This window comes from Vibrio cidicii (assembly GCF_009665415.1).
GTDB classification, from domain to species: domain Bacteria; phylum Pseudomonadota; class Gammaproteobacteria; order Enterobacterales; family Vibrionaceae; genus Vibrio; species Vibrio cidicii.
In genome coordinates this window covers 2,221,612-2,240,552 of the sequence record NZ_CP035921.1, presented here as the reverse complement: position 1 = coordinate 2,240,552, position 18,941 = coordinate 2,221,612, and the positions used below count along the sequence as shown (strand labels likewise).

10 protein-coding genes are annotated in these 18,941 nt (G+C 52.3%); 8 read left to right on the top strand and 2 right to left on the bottom strand.

From position 1 onward, the window contains the following. Nucleotides 1-109: 109 nt before the first annotated feature. Entirely contained in the window at nucleotides 110-1,894 is a 1,785-nt protein-coding gene (locus EWA64_RS11320) for a diguanylate cyclase domain-containing protein (RefSeq protein ID WP_061894157.1), read from the bottom strand. A 52-nt stretch (nucleotides 1,895-1,946) separates the two neighbouring features. Next, nucleotides 1,947-2,891 carry a tRNA modification radical SAM protein MnmL/YtqA gene (gene mnmL / locus EWA64_RS11315; protein ID WP_061894156.1) on the bottom strand — a complete coding sequence of 315 codons (945 nt, stop codon included), beginning with the start codon at nucleotides 2,889-2,891 and terminating at the stop codon, nucleotides 1,947-1,949. A 547-nt stretch (nucleotides 2,892-3,438) separates the two neighbouring features. Between mnmL and gltB (EWA64_RS11310) the strand changes: the two genes are divergently transcribed. From gltB (EWA64_RS11310) to btuF, 8 genes are all read left to right on the top strand, one after another. After that, complete coding sequence (gene gltB / locus EWA64_RS11310; protein WP_061894155.1) at nucleotides 3,439-7,977, top strand: glutamate synthase large subunit; 4,539 nt, start codon at nucleotides 3,439-3,441, stop codon at nucleotides 7,975-7,977. Then, complete coding sequence (locus tag EWA64_RS11305; RefSeq protein ID WP_039424042.1) at nucleotides 7,978-9,450, top strand: glutamate synthase subunit beta; 1,473 nt, start codon at nucleotides 7,978-7,980, stop codon at nucleotides 9,448-9,450. 433 nt (nucleotides 9,451-9,883) lie between these two features. Next, on the top strand, nucleotides 9,884-14,347 hold the full coding sequence (gltB, locus tag EWA64_RS11300; RefSeq protein WP_061894154.1) for a glutamate synthase large subunit: 4,464 nt from the start codon (nucleotides 9,884-9,886) through the stop codon (nucleotides 14,345-14,347). 17 nt (nucleotides 14,348-14,364) lie between these two features. Then, a complete protein-coding gene (locus EWA64_RS11295; RefSeq protein WP_061894153.1) occupies nucleotides 14,365-15,777 on the top strand; it encodes an FAD-dependent oxidoreductase in 1,413 nt (470 codons plus the stop codon). Between the two features lie 101 nt (nucleotides 15,778-15,878). Then, on the top strand, nucleotides 15,879-16,307 hold the full coding sequence (locus EWA64_RS11290; RefSeq protein WP_061894220.1) for a DUF1499 domain-containing protein: 429 nt from the start codon (nucleotides 15,879-15,881) through the stop codon (nucleotides 16,305-16,307). A 94-nt stretch (nucleotides 16,308-16,401) separates the two neighbouring features. Beyond that, complete coding sequence (mtnN, locus tag EWA64_RS11285; protein WP_039464838.1) at nucleotides 16,402-17,097, top strand: 5'-methylthioadenosine/S-adenosylhomocysteine nucleosidase; 696 nt, start codon at nucleotides 16,402-16,404, stop codon at nucleotides 17,095-17,097. Nucleotides 17,098-17,109: 12 nt separating this feature from the next. Continuing rightward, the gene (locus EWA64_RS11280) at nucleotides 17,110-18,063 is read left to right on the top strand and encodes a cobalamin biosynthesis family protein (protein WP_061894152.1); all 954 of its coding nucleotides are present in this window, start codon (nucleotides 17,110-17,112) and stop codon (nucleotides 18,061-18,063) included. Then, nucleotides 18,063-18,899: a vitamin B12 ABC transporter substrate-binding protein BtuF gene (gene btuF, locus EWA64_RS11275; protein ID WP_061894151.1), complete on the top strand. Its 837-nt coding sequence runs from the start codon at nucleotides 18,063-18,065 to the stop codon at nucleotides 18,897-18,899. The genes EWA64_RS11280 and btuF overlap by 1 nt, the downstream gene beginning before the upstream one ends. Nucleotides 18,900-18,941: the final 42 nt, after the last annotated feature.

The following is an 18,941-nucleotide window of genomic DNA, read 5'->3' as shown; positions in this document are numbered from 1 at the left end:
GACGGGGTGAAGTGTTGAGCGGTGGAAGGTTAGTGTAGCGTGTTTGACTCTAGCGGTTAAGCCATTGAATTCACAACTCGTGTGACAAAACGGGCATTATTAGGGAAAGTTAACCTTTCGCACTCTGCTGCTGGGGCACTTCATCGGCAGTGAGCGAAACCGGATGGACGCAAGTACGGTTTCGACCATCGGATTTGGCTTGGTACAAAGCGCTGTCGGCCAAGGTCACGCCCATTTCGGGCAAATCTTCAGGTTTAGGAATATAGGAGACCAAACCAAGGCTAACGGTGATCCGCTGCGCCACTTTCGAGCCAAGGTGCTCAATCGCCAGTTGAGCAATGCAGACATGTATTTTTTCCGCGACTTTTAGCGCTCCTTCGGTGGTGGTATTGGGCAATATGAACGCAAACTCTTCACCGCCATAACGCGCCACGCAATCCGATGAGCGGCTGATCACTTTGGAGAACACCTCGGCAACTTGGGTCAAGGCGTGATCGCCCAGTTGATGGCCGTAGCGATCATTAAACTCTTTGAAGAAGTCGATATCACACAACATGATAGCCAAAGGCAGTTTTTCGCGCGCATGGTGATGCCACAGCGTGTTTAACTGTTCGTCGAAGCGGCGACGGTTGGCAACTTTGGTCAAGCTGTCCATAAAGCTCAGTTTTTCGAGCTCTTGATTGGCCGCTTCCAATTTTTGCTCCGCTAGATAGCGCTCTGAGATGTCCCTTGCCATGATCAGCACTCCGTTGGTGCCCGAAGCGGGATCGCGAAAGGGTGACTTCACCACATCAAACCAAGAATAGTCACCACTACTGTTGAGAATCTTGTCCAGATAGCGCAGCGATTTGCCTTCATGCAACACTTGACTGTCGGTCGCCGACAAGCGCTGGTACATTTCGCCTGGAATGACATCTTGCAGCCTTTTACCTATGAGATCAGAGACTTCAGCAATGCCCAGTGCATTGACAAACGGCTTGTTGCACGCCTGATAGACCATGTTTTCATTAAAGATGCCAATCGAGTCAGGGCTGGCTTCAAGGATGTTTTGCAAAATGGTATCGCGCTGAGCCAGCGCCACTTCGGTGTCTTTGCGCCGCTCCATTTCATCACGCAGATTCTGCTGCATTTTATGCCACTCTGTCACATCGTGGCTGATGCTCAGCGATCCTAGCGGTTCCCCTTGTTTACTCATCAAAAGGCTCTGGTTTACTTCCAGCAAACAACTGCGCCCTTGCGGATCGGTCGTCCAACGACGTTCACTGCGCCGCCCTTTGATCTGCCCTGCAACAGGTTCGATCGACTCTTCGCGCCGCCCCTGCCAAAATTGTTCGAAAGCGCGGTTTGTGGCTAAAATCCGCCCATCAGGATCGCGCAGACAAATCAGTTCCGACAAGGAGTCTAACGCGGATTTGGCCATTCGCAGCGCTTCCAACTCGCTTTGCTGCCCGTCATCCTCCGTTGCCACAGCACCCACGTGCAATAACCAACAAAAACGGTGGTGATAGTGGACTTTGCGACCGCTCAAGGCTATCTGCAAACTTTCATTGTCAGACAGACGCCAAGTAAAAGTGAGATGCGAGAACTGCCGTCCAGAGAGTGAGTTGAGCGTTTGTGCTATGTCTGACGTGGATGAAGCGGAGGGGAAAAAGTAGCAACGATTAAGCTGGCGAATGCCCAGAAGCTGCATCGCCGCCGTATTGGCCAAAAGGATCTTGTTTTGCGCAAGATCAACCAGCAGTACTGGAGAAAGCGCGTCCAGCACCAGCGAATCGAGATCTTTTTGAAAACGCAGCATCAGGGCCTTGACCAGCACCAATAACAGGACGGCGCCAAGGAGAATAAGGCCATAATGTTGTGCTTCGTCCCGAAGCGCGCTGAACAGCTGATCCATCTTTGCTACCTGATTTTTAACGCTGTTTGCAAATATATCAGCAAATAAGCGGTTATTCCGCTTTTAATTGGGGTTTTGTAAACCGGAAAGGGCGCTCAAGTGCGCTGCCTTGCGCGCCCTGCAGCGCTAATGCCTTGCCAATTTCTGTCATCGCGAGCCAGCGATTTTCACACCACAATGGAGAGAGCAAGGTCGGACGCCGCGCCGCAGAAGAAACGCGGTGATAAACGATTTCTGGCGGGGTGTGACGGATCAGATCGCACGCAATCGCCACATACTCTTCTAAGCTCGGCGCCTCCAATTTGCCTGCGCGCCACGCTTTTGCCATGGTGCTTCCCTCAACAATGTGTAAACCATGCAGTTTAATGCCATCTGTTCCCGTGGCGATCACTTTGTCGAGCGTCAAGCGGTTCTCTTGCCCGCTCTCTTTTGGCAAACCAACAATCAAATGCGTACACACTTTGATACCCAGCGCACGGGCACGGCGGGTGATCTCAGCATAACAGGCAAAGTCGTGACCGCGGTTGATGCGTTTGAGTGTCTGATCATTCGCCGTCTGCAAACCCAGTTCGAGCCAAATTTCAAACCCCTGCTGCACATAGCCTGCAAGCAAATCCAACACCGCATCGGGCACACAATCCGGGCGAGTTCCCACACACAACCCAACAATATCCGCCGCTTTCAGTGCTTCTTCATACATGTTCTTCAATACCTGCACCTCAGCATAAGTGCTGGTATAGGCTTGAAAATACGCTAGATAGCGTTTGGCGCGATGCACTTCGCCAGCGCGCTCACTAAGTTGCAACTGAATACTCTTGATTTGTGCCTGCTCATCGGCAAATGAGGCGACATTACAAAATGTGCAGCCGCCGCGACCAATCGTCCCATCACGGTTCGGGCAACTAAAGCCACCGTGCAACGTCAGCTTGTGGACTTTCTCCCCATAACGACGCTGCAAGTCCTGACCTAAGGTGTTCACCAGTTGATGTAATTGCATTGAACTCACCCAATCTAAAGCGGAATCAATCTTAATTCGATCTGTGTAATTAAATTACACATTCGCAAGAAAAAACACAGCATGCTAGCGAATTCAAACACCCCATTCACTGGTAAAAATCAATAAACCTGCATAATTAAAGACAAAAAACGCTCATGTTGCATAAATGTTAAACTAAAAGTGCATTTTTAAACGATTTTTTTGGGCTGCAATCAAGACTTTTCGTTGCATTGGCTAGTCACAAAATTGTAGGATACTTACACATAACCGTCATTTTTGTGACTTTAATTACAAGATGAAACACGGATTATGTCGGTGATGCCCCACTCCAACCTATATAAATCACTATAAAGTGACCAATAAAACCGGGATATCACCAAGGATTGTTTTTCCCACAACATGATTCCTGTGGGATGCGGAAAGGACTCAAAACCAGCTTCCCTTGCTGGTTGCGACTCAGAACTATAAAGGACGGATGCTCAATCACTATTTATGCAGTGTTTTCTGCATGGGTTGTTGCGTCAATTAGAACTGGAAGGAAGTATCTATGGTAGATAGAGAGCAAAGTTCGCAGGGTTTGTATACTCCAGAACTGGAGCATGACGCCTGTGGTATTGGTTTTGTTGCTCACCTGAAAAACCGTAAGTCTCACCAAGTGGTCACACAGGCTCTTGAGATGCTGGCGCGAATGGAACACCGCGGCGGCCAAGGTTGTGATCCATGTAGCGGTGACGGCGCGGGCATTCTGCTGCAAAAACCTCATGAATTTCTTTTGGAAGAAGCGGTTAAGCTTGGACTCAAGCTACCTTCTTTTGAAAAATACGGTGTCGGGGTGGTGTTGTTCCCGAAAGACGAGTACAAGCGTGAACAGTGTCGCGATATTTTACAGCGCAATGCCAAGCGTCTCGATCTCGACATTTTGGGCTACCGTGTCTTGCCGACCGACAACTCGATGATCGGTGCAGATCCCCTTAGCACAGAGCCTCAATTTGAACACGTTTTTATCTCGGGTGGCCCGGGCTGCACACCGGAAGAGTTGGAGCGTAAACTGTACGTGCTGCGCAACTACACGGTGCGCGTCTGTTTAGAAAGCGTCTCGAACATCGGCGATGATTTTTACATCAACTCGATGTCGTACAAAACGCTGGTTTACAAAGGCCAACTGACCACAGAGCAGGTTCCTCAGTACTTTTTGGATCTGCAAAACCCAACCATGGTGACGGCGCTCGCTCTGGTTCACTCGCGTTTCTCTACCAATACTTTCCCGAAATGGCGCCTTGCGCAGCCTTTCCGCTACATCGCGCACAACGGTGAGATCAACACAGTACGCGGCAACCTGAACTGGATGAAAGCGCGTGAAGCGATCCTAGAATCCAAACTGTTCACTCAAGCAGAAATCGACATGCTGCTGCCTGTGTGCCAAGAAGGTGCATCGGATTCGGCCAACTTCGATATGGTGCTGGAGCTTTTGGTACTCTCTGGCCGCAGCTTGCCACACGCCTTGATGATGATGATCCCAGAAGCGTGGCAGGAAAACAAAGCCATGGACCCGAAACGTCGCGCTTTCTACCAATACCACGCCAACATTATGGAACCGTGGGATGGCCCAGCGTCTGTCTGTTTCACCGACGGTGTTCAGGTGGGAGCGACGCTCGATCGTAACGGCCTTCGCCCTTCTCGCTATACCGTAACCAAAGACAACATACTGATCATGGCGTCAGAGTCTGGCGTAGTCGAAGTGCCTGCGGAAAACGTCGAGTACCGTGGCCGCTTGCAGCCAGGGCGCATCTTTGTCGCCGATCTCGAACAGGGTCGCATCATTTCAGATGAAGAAGTGAAAGACTCCATCGCCAACGCGCAGCCTTATGAGCAGTGGGTACAAGACAACCTGCTGAGCTTAAAATCGCTGCCGGATGCCGACAACGTTCACAGCCAACCTTCACCAGAGCGTCTGCTGCATCGCCAACAAGCCTTCGGCATCAGCGCGGAAGAAGTGAACGAAATCATTCTGCCGCTGGCACAAACAGGTTACGAACCGCTCGGTTCGATGGGCGCTGACTGGCCGGTTGCGATTTTGTCGCACCAATCGCAGCATCTTGCTAACTACTTTAAGCAGTTGTTTGCTCAGGTGACCAACCCGCCGATCGACCCGATCCGCGAACGTATGGTGATGTCGCTCAATACCTACATAGGTAAAGATCAGAACCTATTGGCGGAATCGCCAGTTCATTGCCGTAAAGTGGAATTGGAATCGCCCGTTATCTCCAACGCCGAGCTGGAAAAACTGCGCGCGATCGACAACGAGCATTTACAAGCCAAAACGCTGGATATCGTTTTCCAAGCCAGTGAAGATGCGGGCAAACTGGAGCGCGCGCTAAAACGTATTTGCCAGTACGCCGAAGATGCGGTGATCGACGGTTACTCAATTATTCTGCTGACCGACCGCGCGGTAAACTCCAACCACGCCGCCATTCCTGCCATGCTGGCGGTCGGCGCAGTGCACCATCACCTGATTCGTAAAGGCCTGCGTGCCAAATGCGGTATCGTGGTCGAGACTGGTGATGCGCGTGAAACGCACCACTTCGCCACACTGGTCGGCTACGGCGCCAATGCGGTGAACCCATATCTGGTCACCGAAACCATCGTTGATCTGCAACGTCGTAAAAAACTCGATGCCAGCGTATCGGTTGAGCAGTACTTCAACAACTACCGCAAGGGTGTTAACGGCGGCCTGCTGAAAATCTTCTCCAAAATGGGCATCTCCACGCTGCAGTCTTACCACGGCGCGCAGATCTTCGAAGCGCTTGGCATCAGCAAAGCGGTGGTCGATAAATACTTCACCGGAACCGTCACCCGCATTCAAGGTTTGACGCTCGATGACATCGCCAAAGAAGTCTTGGTACGTCATCGTGTTGGTTACCCTACTCGTGAAATCCCAGTCCAGATGTTGGATGTCGGCGGCGTGTATCAGTGGAAACAGCGTGGCGAAAAACACCTGTTCAATCCTGAAACCATTCATTTGCTGCAACATTCAACGCGCAACAAAGACTTCCAAGAATTCAAGAAGTACGCCGCTGCGGTCGACAGTCAAGGCGACAAAGCGGTCACGCTGCGTAGCCAACTGGATTTTGTCAAAAATCCTGCCGGCTCTATTCCGATTGAAGAAGTAGAACCGATTGAGAGCATCGTTAAGCGCTTCGCCACAGGGGCGATGTCGTTTGGTTCGATCTCTTACGAAGCGCATTCCACTCTTGCCGTTGCTATGAACCGTCTTGGCGCCAAATCCAACTCGGGTGAAGGTGGTGAAGATCCGATCCGTTTTGAGCCAAGAGAGAATGGCGATTCCGAACGTTCAGCCATCAAGCAGGTTGCTTCTGGCCGTTTTGGCGTCACCTCTTACTATCTGACCAACTCAGATGAAATCCAGATCAAGATGGCGCAAGGCGCGAAACCGGGTGAAGGTGGTCAGTTGCCTGGCGATAAAGTCGATGATTGGATCGGTGCAACGCGTCACTCCACTCCGGGAGTGGGCCTGATTTCGCCACCGCCACACCACGACATCTACTCGATTGAAGACTTAGCCCAGCTGATCTTTGACCTGAAAAACGCCAACCGTAAAGGTCGCGTCAACGTCAAATTGGTCTCTGAAGCGGGTGTTGGCACCATCGCCTCGGGCGTTGCGAAAGCCAAGGCCGATGTGGTGCTAATTGCAGGCCACGATGGCGGTACAGGCGCATCACCGATCTCTTCGATTCGTCACACCGGTCTGCCGTGGGAACTTGGCCTAGCTGAGACGCACCAAACGCTGCTGAAAAACGGCCTTCGTAACCGTATCGTGGTACAAGCCGATGGCCAGATGAAAACCCCGCGCGACATCGCGATTGCGACTCTGTTGGGTGCTGAAGAGTGGGGGGTTGCGACCGCGGCTCTGGTGGTGGAAGGCTGTATCATGATGCGTAAATGTCATAAGAACACCTGTCCTGTCGGCATCGCTACGCAAAACAAAACACTGCGTGAGCGTTTCGACGGCCGTGTAGATGACGTCGTGACCTTCTTCCAGTACATGGCGCAAGGGCTACGTGAAATCATGGCTGAACTTGGCTTTCGCACCATTGCAGAGATGGTCGGCCAAGCGCATAAACTGAAAGTGCGCGGCAACGTTGCTCACTGGAAATACAAAAACGTCGATCTGTCTCCTGTGCTGTTCCTCGAGCAACCACGCGAGCAAGACGGCATCTACTGTCAAACTCAGCAAAACCATCACTTGGAAGCGGTACTGGATCGCCAACTGATCCAAGCGGCGCAACCTGCGCTGGAAAACGGCCAAGCGGTACAAGCCGAGTTTCCGATCATCAATACCGACCGCTCGGTTGGCACCATGCTGTCGAACGAAATATCCAAAGTGTATAAAGATCAAGGCTTACCACAGCCGATGCAGGTTAAGTTCACTGGCAGTGCGGGGCAATCTTTCGGTGCATTCCTTGCCAAAGGCGTGAAGTTTGAGGTGGAAGGCGATGCCAACGACTACTGGGGTAAAGGCCTATCGGGCGGCACATTGGTGCTCTACCCAGACGCCAACTCCACGCTCGTCGCAGAAGACAACATTATTGTCGGTAACGTCTGTTTCTACGGTGCGACGTCTGGTGAATCTTACATTCGCGGCTTAGCGGGTGAACGTTTCTGTGTGCGTAACTCCGGCGCGAAAGTGGTGGTTGAAGGTGTCGGTGACCACGGCTGTGAATACATGACCGGCGGTGTAGCGCTGATCCTTGGTTCAACCGGGCGCAACTTCGCCGCTGGTATGAGCGGTGGCGTGGCCTACGTTTGGGACAAGTCGGGGGATTTTAACTCGAAACTCAACCCAGAATTGGTCGACCTCGATCCAATCGAACAAGAAGACAAAGACCTGCTACTGGAGATGCTGACCAAGCATGTTCAATTCACAGGAAGTGAAGTGGCTCAGTCTTTCCTTGATAACTTTGAAAGCAGCTTGAAATCCTTGGTGAAAGTGATGCCACGTGATTACAAAGCGGTGCTGAAAAAGCGCAAGGCAGAGGCAGAACAACAAGAAGCGGAGGCCGTGTAAATGGGTAAGCCTACTGGATTTTTAGAGTTTGGTCGTGAACTGCCGAAGAAAATTGACCCAGCAGTTCGTATCCAAAACAACAAGGAATTTGTCCTAAACAGCGATTTTGGCAACAAAATCAATACACAAGCATCACGTTGTATGGATTGTGGCGTGCCGTTTTGTCATAACGGCTGCCCGATCGGAAACATCATCCCAGAATTTAATGACGCGGTGTACCGTGATAGCTGGGAAGAGGCGTGGCAGATCCTAAGTTCGACCAATAACTTCCCTGAGTTCACCGGTCGCGTCTGCCCTGCACCGTGTGAAAGCGCCTGTGTGCTTGGCATCAACCAAGATCCGATCACCATTTGTAATATCGAGAAAACCATCGTGGAAACGGCGTATCGTGAAGGATACGCCAAACCGAAAACCCCTCGTTCACGCACGGGGAAAAAAGTCGCGATCATCGGCTCTGGCCCGGCGGGCCTTGCGGCCGCAGAGCAGCTCAACAGTGCGGGCCATTTTGTCACTGTGTTTGAGCGCGACGAAAAGGTCGGTGGTTTGCTGCGCTTTGGGATTCCCGATTTCAAACTGGGCATGGACATCATTGATCGTAAAATCGATTTGATGGCACAAGCTGGTGTTGAATTTAAGGTCAATCAACACGTTGGCGTTAACGTCAACGCGCAGCAAATTCGCCAAGAGTACGATGTGGTGCTGCTGACGGGTGGCTCGACCGTGCCGCGCGATCTGCCCATCCCAGGCCGTGAGCTGAATGGCGTCTATTTTGCGATGCAGTTTTTGGCGCAAAACAACCGCCGCGCGAACAACATGGATCTCAAAGGGGAAGAGATCCACGCAGCTGGTAAGCATGTGGTGGTGATCGGCGGTGGTGATACTGGCTCTGACTGTGTCGGCACCTCAAACCGTCACGGCGCCGCCAGCATCACGCAAGTGGAAATCATGCCGATGCCACCAGAAAAACGCCCTGCTAATATGCCTTGGCCGCAATATCCGATGATTCTGCGCACGTCGACCTCGCATGAAGAGGGTTGTGAGCGCCATTGGAACATTTTGACCAAGGAATTTATCGGCAACGAGCAGGGGCAAGTCACTGGCCTGCGCCTCGCTGATATTGTGTGGAAAGAGGCCGCGCCAGGTGAGCGCCCTAGCTTTGAAGAAGTGGCAGGCAGCGAACGTGTGATCCCTTGTGATATGGCGTTTCTGGCTATGGGTTTCCTCCATCCAGAGCCTCACGGCGTTCTTGCCCAACTGAATGTGGCGCTTGATGAGCGTGGCAACGTCGCCACTCAAGATTTCCAGACCAATCAACCGGGCGTTTTTGCCGCCGGTGATATGCGCACTGGCCAATCTTTAGTGGTACGCTGTATCAACGAAGGGCGCGAAAGTGCTCGCGCTATCGATGCTTACCTCATGGGTAACACCAACTTAGAAGCCAAAGCCGATTCACTGATGCTCTCTGCTGGCTGATAAACCAACTGGTATCAGGCGGTGCACGCAAAACACCTGCCTGATACCGGTAACCAATACGCAATCCTTCCAAACTTTTCTTATTGACCAGCATTTTATGCTGGTCTTTTTTCTGCCAACGAAATTCCTCATGTTGCAAAAATGTAACATCACAAAAACTATCCAATTGAATTTAAACATTTTATTCAGACCATTACGTGGTAAATCCCGCGCTAACGTGATTTTTCACTAACAACTTGACCTTTTTCACAATAACCTATACGTTGTGAACTCAATGCAAAATAATGCATTACTTTTTGTTAAAATTTTCTAACAGTTTTGGTGCATTAATATACAAAATAGAACAATTTAAATGCATAGTTAGTCATCTATACCGCCAAACTTTATGCTGGTATTTCTGTCCGGAAGACAGAGAAGCAAAGGGAGAATTGCAATGGCTCTTTATGATCCAAGCCTGGAAAAGGACAACTGTGGCTTCGGCCTAATCGCCCACATGGAGGGTGAACCAAGCCATAAACTGGTTCGTACCGCGATTTCCGCACTCGATCGTATGACCCACCGTGGTGGCATCGCCGCTGATGGCAAAACTGGCGACGGCTGCGGCCTGTTACTGCAAAAACCGGATTCTTATCTGCGTCTTATCGCCAAAGAGCAAGGCTTTAACCTCGGTAAACAGTATGCCGTAGGTATGATCTTCTTCAACCAAAATCCGGTTAACGCGCAATCGGCACGCGACATCATTAATAAAGAACTGGCTAAAGAGACCCTCACCGTGGCGGGTTGGCGCAAAGTGCCGACCAATCCAGCGGTACTCGGCCCGATTGCCGCGGCGTCCTTACCTGACATTCAACAAGTGTTTATTTCTGCGCCCGCTGGCTGGCGTGAACGTGATATTGAGCGCCGCCTGTATATCGCTCGCCGCCGCATTGAGAAACAGATCAGCGACGATAAAGATTTCTACATTTGTAGCCTCTCGACGCAAGTGATGGTGTACAAAGGGCTGTGCATGCCTGCCGACTTGCCACGTTTTTATCTCGATCTGGCCGATCTGCGAATGGAGTCGGCTATCTGTTTGTTCCACCAGCGTTTTTCGACAAACACGCAACCGCGTTGGCCGCTGGCTCAGCCGTTCCGCTATCTGGCGCACAACGGCGAGATCAACACCATAGAAGGCAACCGCCAGTGGGCAAGAGCGCGTGCCTACAAGTTCGCGTCACCGCTGCTGCCTGATCTGCAAAGCGCTGCGCCTTTTGTCAACGAAACGGGCTCCGACTCTTCCAGTCTCGACAATATGCTGGACCTCTTTTTAGCTGGCGGTATGGATATCTTCCGCGCCATGCGCATGCTGGTGCCGCCCGCGTGGCAAAACCACCCCGATATGGATGAGGATCTGCGCGCCTTCTACGATTTCAACTCCAAACACATGGAGCCGTGGGATGGCCCGGCCGGGATCGTTCTCTCCGATGGTCGCTACGCCGCGTGTAACCTTGACCGTAATGGCCTGCGCCCTGCGCGCTACGTGATTACCAAAGATAAACTGATCACCCTCGCCTCCGAAGTCGGCATTTGGGATTACGCCCCGGATGAAGTGGCGGAAAAAGGCCGTGTGGGACCGGGCGAGTTGCTGGTGATTGATACTCGTAAAGGCAAATTGTGGCAATCGAGTGAAATCGATAACGATCTCAAAAGCCGTCACCCTTACCGCCAGTGGATGGAACACAACGTTCGTCGCCTGACGCCATTTTCTGAGCTCGCAGAAGATCAGGTCGGAGAGCGCAGCTTTAATGAGGATCTGCTGAAGACCTATCAAAAGCAGTTTGCCATGAGCAACGAAGAAGTTGACCAAGTGCTGCGCGTGCTGGGCGACTTGGCACAAGAAGCGGTCGGTTCGATGGGCGATGATACGCCGATGGCGGTGCTCTCTTCCAAAGAGCGACTTATTACCGACTATTTCAGACAAAAATTTGCTCAGGTGACCAACCCGCCGATCGATCCGCTGCGTGAGCAGCACGTGATGTCGCTGGCCACCAGTATCGGCCAAGAGATGAACGTCTTTTGCGAAACCGACGGCCACGCCCACCGCGTCACTTTTGGCTCGCCAGTGCTGCTCTATTCCGACATGCAGCAGTTGCTTGAACTGAGCGACGATCACTATCGCAACACCATCTTGGACATTAACTACGATCCGGCGGAGAAAGATCTGCAGCAGGCGATTGTGGAGCTGTGTGACCAAGCGGAAAAAGTGGTGCGTGAAGGCACCGTATTGCTGGTACTTTCAGACCGAGCGCTGGTTGCAGGTAAGCTACCTATTCCCGCAGCGATGGCTGTAGGGGCAGTACAAACTCGCCTCGTTAACGCCAACTTACGCTGTGATGCCAACATCATCGCCGAAACGGCAACCGCACGCGACCCACATCAGTTTGCCGTGTTACTCGGTTTCGGCGCGACCGCGGTTTACCCCTACTTGGCCTACGAGACGCTGGGCAAATTGATCGATGATGGCGCGCTGGATAAGAGCTATCGCGAAGTGATGCAAAATTATCAGTACGGCATCAATAAAGGTCTGTATAAGATCATGTCGAAAATGGGCATTTCCACGGTCGCCTCGTACCGCTGCTCACAGCTGTTTGAGGCAGTCGGTCTGAGCCGTGACGTGGTCGAGCTGTGCTTTAAAGGCGTCACCAGCCGTATTGAAGGGGCGAACTTTGCCGACTTCCAACAAGATCTGTTTAACCTGTCGCGCAAAGCGTGGACCAAACGTAAGTCGATGGAACACGGCGGGCTGCTGAAATACGTGCACGGCGGCGAGTATCACGCTTACAACCCTGACGTGGTGGGCACGCTGCAAACCGCCGTGAAATCCGGTGAGCAAGGTGACTATCAGCACTTTGCCAAGCAGGTGAATGAGCGCCCGGTGGCGATGCTGCGCGATATGCTCAAACTCAAACCGAGTGCAACACCATTGCCGCTGGAGAAAATCGAGCCGAGTACCGAGCTGTTTAAACGCTTTGATTCGGCAGCGATGTCGATTGGTGCTCTCAGCCCAGAAGCGCACGAAGCTTTAGCCACAGCGATGAACCGCCTTGGTGGTTACTCCAACTCGGGTGAAGGGGGCGAAGATCCACGCCGTTTCGGTACAGAGCGCAACTCGCGCATCAAGCAGGTCGCTTCTGGCCGATTTGGCGTAACACCACACTACCTGACCAATGCGGACGTGTTACAAATCAAAGTCGCGCAAGGGGCGAAACCGGGCGAAGGTGGCCAATTACCGGGCCACAAAGTCACGGCAGAAATCGCCAAGCTGCGCTACTCGGTGCAAGGTGTAACGCTGATTTCGCCGCCGCCACACCACGATATCTATTCGATTGAAGATTTGGCGCAGTTGATCTTCGATTTGAAACAGGTCAACCCGCAAGCGCTGGTGTCGGTCAAACTGGTTTCTGAGCCGGGAGTTGGCACCATCGCAACTGGCGTTGCCAAAGCCTACGCTGACCTCATCACTATCTCAGGTTACGACGGTGGTACGGCGGCCAGCCCGCTCACCTCAGTGAAATATGCGGGCAGCCCGTGGGAGTTAGGTCTGGCGGAAACTCAACAAGCACTGGTTGCCAACGGTTTACGCCATAAGATCCGTCTGCAAGTCGATGGCGGGCTGAAAACTGGCCTGGATGTGATCAAAGGGGCGATCCTCGGCGCTGAGAGTTTCGGTTTTGGCACCGCGCCTATGGTGGCGATGGGCTGTAAGTTCCTGCGTATTTGTCACCTGAACAACTGTGCCACCGGCGTTGCCACACAAGATGAGACGCTGCGTAAAGAGTATTTCAAAGGGTTGCCAGAAATGGTCATGAACTATTTCATTGGCTTAGCGGAAGAAGTCCGTGGCTACTTAGCCGAACTCGGCGTCGAAAAACTGACTGACCTGATTGGCCGCACCGATCTTTTGCAAGCGGTCGAAGGCATGACAGCCAAACAGGCCAAGCTGGATCTCTCCGGCATTTTGGAAGCGCCAGTGTCGCCGCAGGGCCACCCACTTTACTGGACACAACCGAATACGCCGTTTGACCAAGGCATTCTTAACCAGAAGATCGTCGCCGATGCGCTCGAAGCGGTTGAACAGCGTCAATCCGCCAGCTTCTTCTACAAAGTGATCAACACCGATCGCTCGGTCGGGGCGCGCTTATCTGGCGAGATAGCCAAACGCTACGGTAACCAAGGTATGGCAGCCTCACCGATTAAGATCTACCTTGATGGCACCGCAGGCCAATCCTTTGGTGTGTGGAACGCTGGCGGGGTTGAGCTTTACCTCACTGGCGATGCCAACGACTACGTCGGTAAAGGCATGGCAGGCGGCAAAGTGGTGATCAAGCCGCACATGGGTACTGCGTTTAAATGCCATGAAGCCACCATCATCGGCAATACTTGTCTCTACGGTGCAACGGGCGGCAAGCTCTTCGCGGCGGGTAAAGCGGGCGAGCGTTTTGGCGTGCGTAACTCAGGCACTATCAGTGTGATTGAAGGCGCTGGTGACAACGCTTGTGAGTACATGACAGGCGGCATTGTGGCGATATTGGGCGCGACGGGGGTCAACTTTGGCGCCGGTATGACGGGTGGCTTTGCCTACGTGCTGGATACCAATCAGGACTTCCAAGGCCGCGTGAACAACGAGTCGGTTGAAGCGATCTCCCTGTCGGATCTTTATATCCATCAGGAACATCTGCGCGGTTTAATTGCCGAGCATCTTGAAGAGACTGGCTCGACCCATGCGGAAGATATTCTGGCTAACTTTGATGAATGGATTCCTAAGTTCTACTTGGTTAAACCCAAGGCCGCCGATTTAAACACGCTGCTTGGTCACCAGAGCCGCAGTGCGGCAGAACTTCGCGTGCAGGCCCAATAGTCAAGGAGGAGACGAACATGAGCCAGAATGTATACCAATTTATTGATGTTCAACGCGTCGATCCGGCTAAGAAACCTTTGCAGATCCGCAAGATTGAGTTTGTTGAAATTTATGAACCGTTTACTAAGCAGCAAGCCACCGCTCAGGCGGACCGCTGCTTGGACTGCGGTAACCCGTACTGTGAATGGAAATGTCCCGTGCACAACTACATCCCGCAGTGGCTAAAACTGGCCAATGAAGGGCGCATTTTGGAAGCGGTTGAGCTGTCGCATCAAACCAACAGCTTGCCTGAAGTGTGTGGTCGCGTGTGCCCACAAGATCGCTTGTGCGAAGGGTCGTGTACGCTCAATGCCGACTTTGGTGCAGTCACCATCGGCAATATTGAAAAGTACATTACTGACAAAGCCTTTGAAATGGGCTGGAAGCCTGACATGTCCAAGGTGGAATGGACCGACAAGAAAGTGGCGATCATCGGCGCTGGCCCGGCGGGTCTCGCCGCAGCGGACGTACTGGTGCGCAACGGGGTGAAACCTGTGGTGTTTGATCGCTATCCAGAGATCGGCGGCCTGCTCACCTTTGGCATTCCTTCATTCAAGTTGGAAAAAGGGGTGATGGAAAATCGCCGTCGCGTGTTTAGCGAAATGGGCGTTGAGTTCCGCCTCAACGTAGAAGTGGGCAAAGATATCCAGATGCAACAGTTGCTCGATGAGTATGACGCGGTATTTCTTGGTGTCGGCACCTACAAATACATGCGCGCAGGGCTGAGTAACGAAGATGCCTCTGGCGTGTATGACGCGCTGCCATTTCTTATCTCCAATACTTACAAAGTGATGGGGCTTGAGCACGATAAGCCGTTCATTGATATGGCTGGCAAAAACGTGGTGGTGCTCGGCGGGGGTGATACTGCGATGGACTGCGTGCGCACGTCCATTCGTCAGGGCGCTTCACGGGTTATCTGTGCTTATCGACGCGATGAGGAGAACATGCCCGGTTCTCGCCGTGAAGTGAAAAACGCCAAAGAGGAAGGGGTTGAGTTTATGTTCAACCTCCAGCCACTCGGTATTGAAGTGAACGCAGCCGGATCGGTCACCGGTGTCAAAGTGGTGCAAACCGCGCTGGGGGAACCCGATGAAGCGGGACGCCGTCGCCCAGAGCCCGTTGCGGGCAGTGAGCATATTCTGCCTGCTGATGCGGTGATCATGGCGTTTGGTTTTCAACCGCACCAGATGAGTTGGCTGGAACCTTATGGCGTCGAACTCGATCAGTGGGGACGCATTAAAGCGCCAGCGGATCAATCGTTTAAGTTCCAAACCAGCAACGGCAAAATCTTTGCTGGCGGCGATGCGGTGCGAGGTTCCGACTTAGTCGTGACCGCCATAGATGAAGGTCGCAAAGCCGCTGAAGGGATCCTTGACTACTTAGAAGTCTAATTCTGGATGTAGAAAAGAGGTTGGTGATGGACACCAACCTCTTTTGTTTTAGACTGGATACATTCACTCAACGTCGCTATCTCTCAATGCGAGGTACCAATATGAAACAAGCCGTTCTTCTCACCTTCTGCCTTTGTGGGCTAACGGCCTGCGCAACCGGAGTCACGCCTATGATGGACCGAACCGCTTCCCCTTGTGGCGATAAGCCAAACTGCGTTTCTACACAAGAAAATCGCGACAAGTTTCGCCTTGAGCCTTTTGCTCTAAAACCACAGGCAACCTTAGCTCAGATAGAACAAGTTGCATTACAGCTTCCCGGCGCCAAAAGCGCACAGCAGCAAGGAAATTATCTGCGCATCGAATGCACTTCACGTGTATTTCGTTTTGTCGATGATTTGGAACTGAAAATAGATGGCAAGCAGCTGCTGGTGCGTTCAGAATCTCGGGTCGGCTATTCTGATTTTGGTGTTAACCGTAAGCGAGCCGAGCAGTTGAGAGCCTTGCTACAAGAGGCCGGATTGATCGAATAAACGGCCAAACCAGACGGACCCAACAGACTGTACTTATTGTCAGAGAGCTTTGCTATACTCACACCCATTCAAATGTTGAACACAAGAGATTGATATGAAAGTTGGTATTATCGGTGCAATGCAACAAGAAGTTGCCATTCTTAAAGATGCGCTGCAAAACGCAAAAACAGTCAGTAAAGCAGGCTGTACCTTTTATTCAGGTCAGATCAACGGCGTTGACGTGGTGTTACTGCAATCAGGTATTGGTAAAGTGGCCGCAGCCATTGGCACAACGATTCTGCTCGATGAATATCAACCTGACGTGGTGATCAACACTGGCTCGGCTGGCGGTTTTGACGCTAGCCTCAACTTGGGTGATGTGGTGATCTCCAGCGAAGTTCGCCACCACGACGCCGACGTCACGGCATTTGGCTACGAAATTGGCCAGATGGCAGGCCAACCAGCGGCTTTTGAAGCCGATGAAAAGCTGATGAGCCTCGCGGAAAAAGCGCTGGCGCAAATGGAAGGTCAACACGCGGTGCGCGGCTTGATCTGTACCGGCGATGCGTTTGTCTGCACCGCAGAGCGCCAAGCTTTCATTCGTAGCCACTTCCCAAATGTGATTGCCGTTGAAATGGAAGCGTCAGCCATTGCCCAGACTTGCCACCAGTTCAAAGTGCCGTTTGTGGTCGTGCGCGCCATCTCAGATGTGGCGGATAAAGAGTCGCCAATGAGTTTTGAAGAGTTTCTCCCATTGGCGGCACAAAGCTCGTCGCAAATGGTCTTCAACATGCTGTCGCTGATCAAATAATCGCACGCGTTCATGGAAGAACTGTTTAAGCAACTCTATGCCAATGGCGCGCTCCTCATTATGTGGGGCGCGCTGTTGTTTCATTTACTTTTGCCTATTCCCCAAGCTTCTCATCCGATCAGGTTATGGCATAAGTTCGCCCAACTGTTGGCGGAGAAAGTCAATCGTCCCGACAGTTACACACAAAATCAACTCTCCGGCACTCTTGCACTGCTACTGATGCTGTTACCATGCTTAGTGCTACTCGTCGCCCTGCAGCCTTTAGTGTGGCAAACAGAGCTGTTTGAACTGGCGCTGCTGCTCTTGGCGCTTGACTGGCGTAGCAACGAAACACTGGCCAGACAATTGATGCGCGCGATGGCCAATGAAGACAAAGTAACAGCCCGTGAGTTACTCACTCCGTTTCTCAATCGCGAAACGCGCACTCTTTCCCTACTTGGATTGGGCAAAGCGGGCGCAGAGACCGTCATTCTGGGTTATGGGCGTAATGTCATTGGCGTGTTTTTTTGGTTTGCGATCGGCGGCGGTATCGGCGCCTTGATGTATCGACTCACCACAGAGCTCGCCCGCGCTTGGTCACCCAGTCGCCAGCACTATGCCCCCTTCGGTCTCTCTGCCGTTCGCTTGATCGCCTTGTTGGATGTTATCCCGCTGCGCCTATTTGCCCTGTTGTTGGCTATCGGAAAAAATGCCGCCATTGCGTTAAGTGGCATCAAACAGCAAGCGCCATCGTGGCCGCTCCCCGGCCCTGGCTGGCTGCTGTGCGTTGTGGGCAACAAATTGCAACTCTCGCTCGGCGGGCCGGCGATTTATGCAGGCCGAAAAACCGAGCGAGCAAAAATTGGCGGTCGAATTGCCCCTTCCGCGCTGCATATTGACCAAATCCAAACACTGCTGGCGTGGCGAATTTTTGTCTGGTTGCTGCTGCAAAGCCTGATTCTTGGCCTGATCTATCAAGGAATATAATGACTGTCGTGCGCCCTGCTCTTTTGATCCTGTTCTTCCTTTTATGCACAGTGAAAACCACTTTCGCCGAGCCAGCCAAGCGGGTGATCAGCCTTGCTCCCCACGCCACCGAACTGGCGTATGCGGCAGGGCTTGGAGAACAACTGATTGCCGTCAGCGAAATGAGCGACTACCCGCAAGAGGCTCAAAAGCTGGAAAAGATCGCCAACTACAAAGGGATCAAGCTTGAACGCATCATCGCCCTGCAACCGGACTTGATCATTACTTGGCCGGCTGGCAATCCAGCCAAAGAATTGGAAAAATTGCGCCAGTTTGGCTTTCACCTCTACGAATCGAAAACCGAAAGCTTGGCCGACATCGCCAACAATATCGAACAGCTCAGCCAGTACAGCGCCAATCCACAGCAAGGGCGCGAAGAAGCGGCGCGTTTTCGCTCTCAACTAAATAGACTTAACGAAAAATATCACAGCAGTGAAAAGGTACGTTATTTCTACCAGTTGAGTGAAGCGCCGATCATCACGGTTGCGGGGAAGAACTGGCCCAGCGAGGTGTTTACTTTTTGTGGCGGGGAAAACATCTTTGCCAGTGCTGCGTCACCTTATCCGCAAGTGAGTGTCGAGCAAGTCGTGCTGCGAAAACCGCAGGCGATGTTCGCCTCAGAGCACGCCATGCGTGATGGGGGGATGTGGGATGCCTGGCGAGATGAGATCCCTGCGCTGCAAAACGGTCACTCTTGGCAGCTCAATGCCGACTGGCTCAATCGACCCACCCCAAGAACATTACTCGCGATTGAACAAGTGTGTGAACACTTTGCCACCATCCGCGGAAATCGCTAACTTTTGGCAAAAAAATTTCGTACAATTTGCCCCCAATTTTTC

Coding starts and splice junctions, on each gene's coding strand:
- mtnN (WP_039464838.1), top strand. CDS start 16,402: ATGAAAGTTGGTATTATCGGTGCAATGCAACAAGAAGTTGCCATTCTT.
- EWA64_RS11290 (WP_061894220.1), top strand. CDS start 15,879: ATGAAACAAGCCGTTCTTCTCACCTTCTGCCTTTGTGGGCTAACGGCC.
- EWA64_RS11280 (WP_061894152.1), top strand. CDS start 17,110: ATGGAAGAACTGTTTAAGCAACTCTATGCCAATGGCGCGCTCCTCATT.
- gltB (WP_061894155.1), top strand. CDS start 3,439: ATGGTAGATAGAGAGCAAAGTTCGCAGGGTTTGTATACTCCAGAACTG.
- gltB (WP_061894154.1), top strand. CDS start 9,884: ATGGCTCTTTATGATCCAAGCCTGGAAAAGGACAACTGTGGCTTCGGC.
- btuF (WP_061894151.1), top strand. CDS start 18,063: ATGACTGTCGTGCGCCCTGCTCTTTTGATCCTGTTCTTCCTTTTATGC.
- EWA64_RS11295 (WP_061894153.1), top strand. CDS start 14,365: ATGAGCCAGAATGTATACCAATTTATTGATGTTCAACGCGTCGATCCG.
- mnmL (WP_061894156.1), bottom strand. CDS start 2,891: ATGCAATTACATCAACTGGTGAACACCTTAGGTCAGGACTTGCAGCGT.
- EWA64_RS11320 (WP_061894157.1), bottom strand. CDS start 1,894: ATGGATCAGCTGTTCAGCGCGCTTCGGGACGAAGCACAACATTATGGC.
- EWA64_RS11305 (WP_039424042.1), top strand. CDS start 7,978: ATGGGTAAGCCTACTGGATTTTTAGAGTTTGGTCGTGAACTGCCGAAG.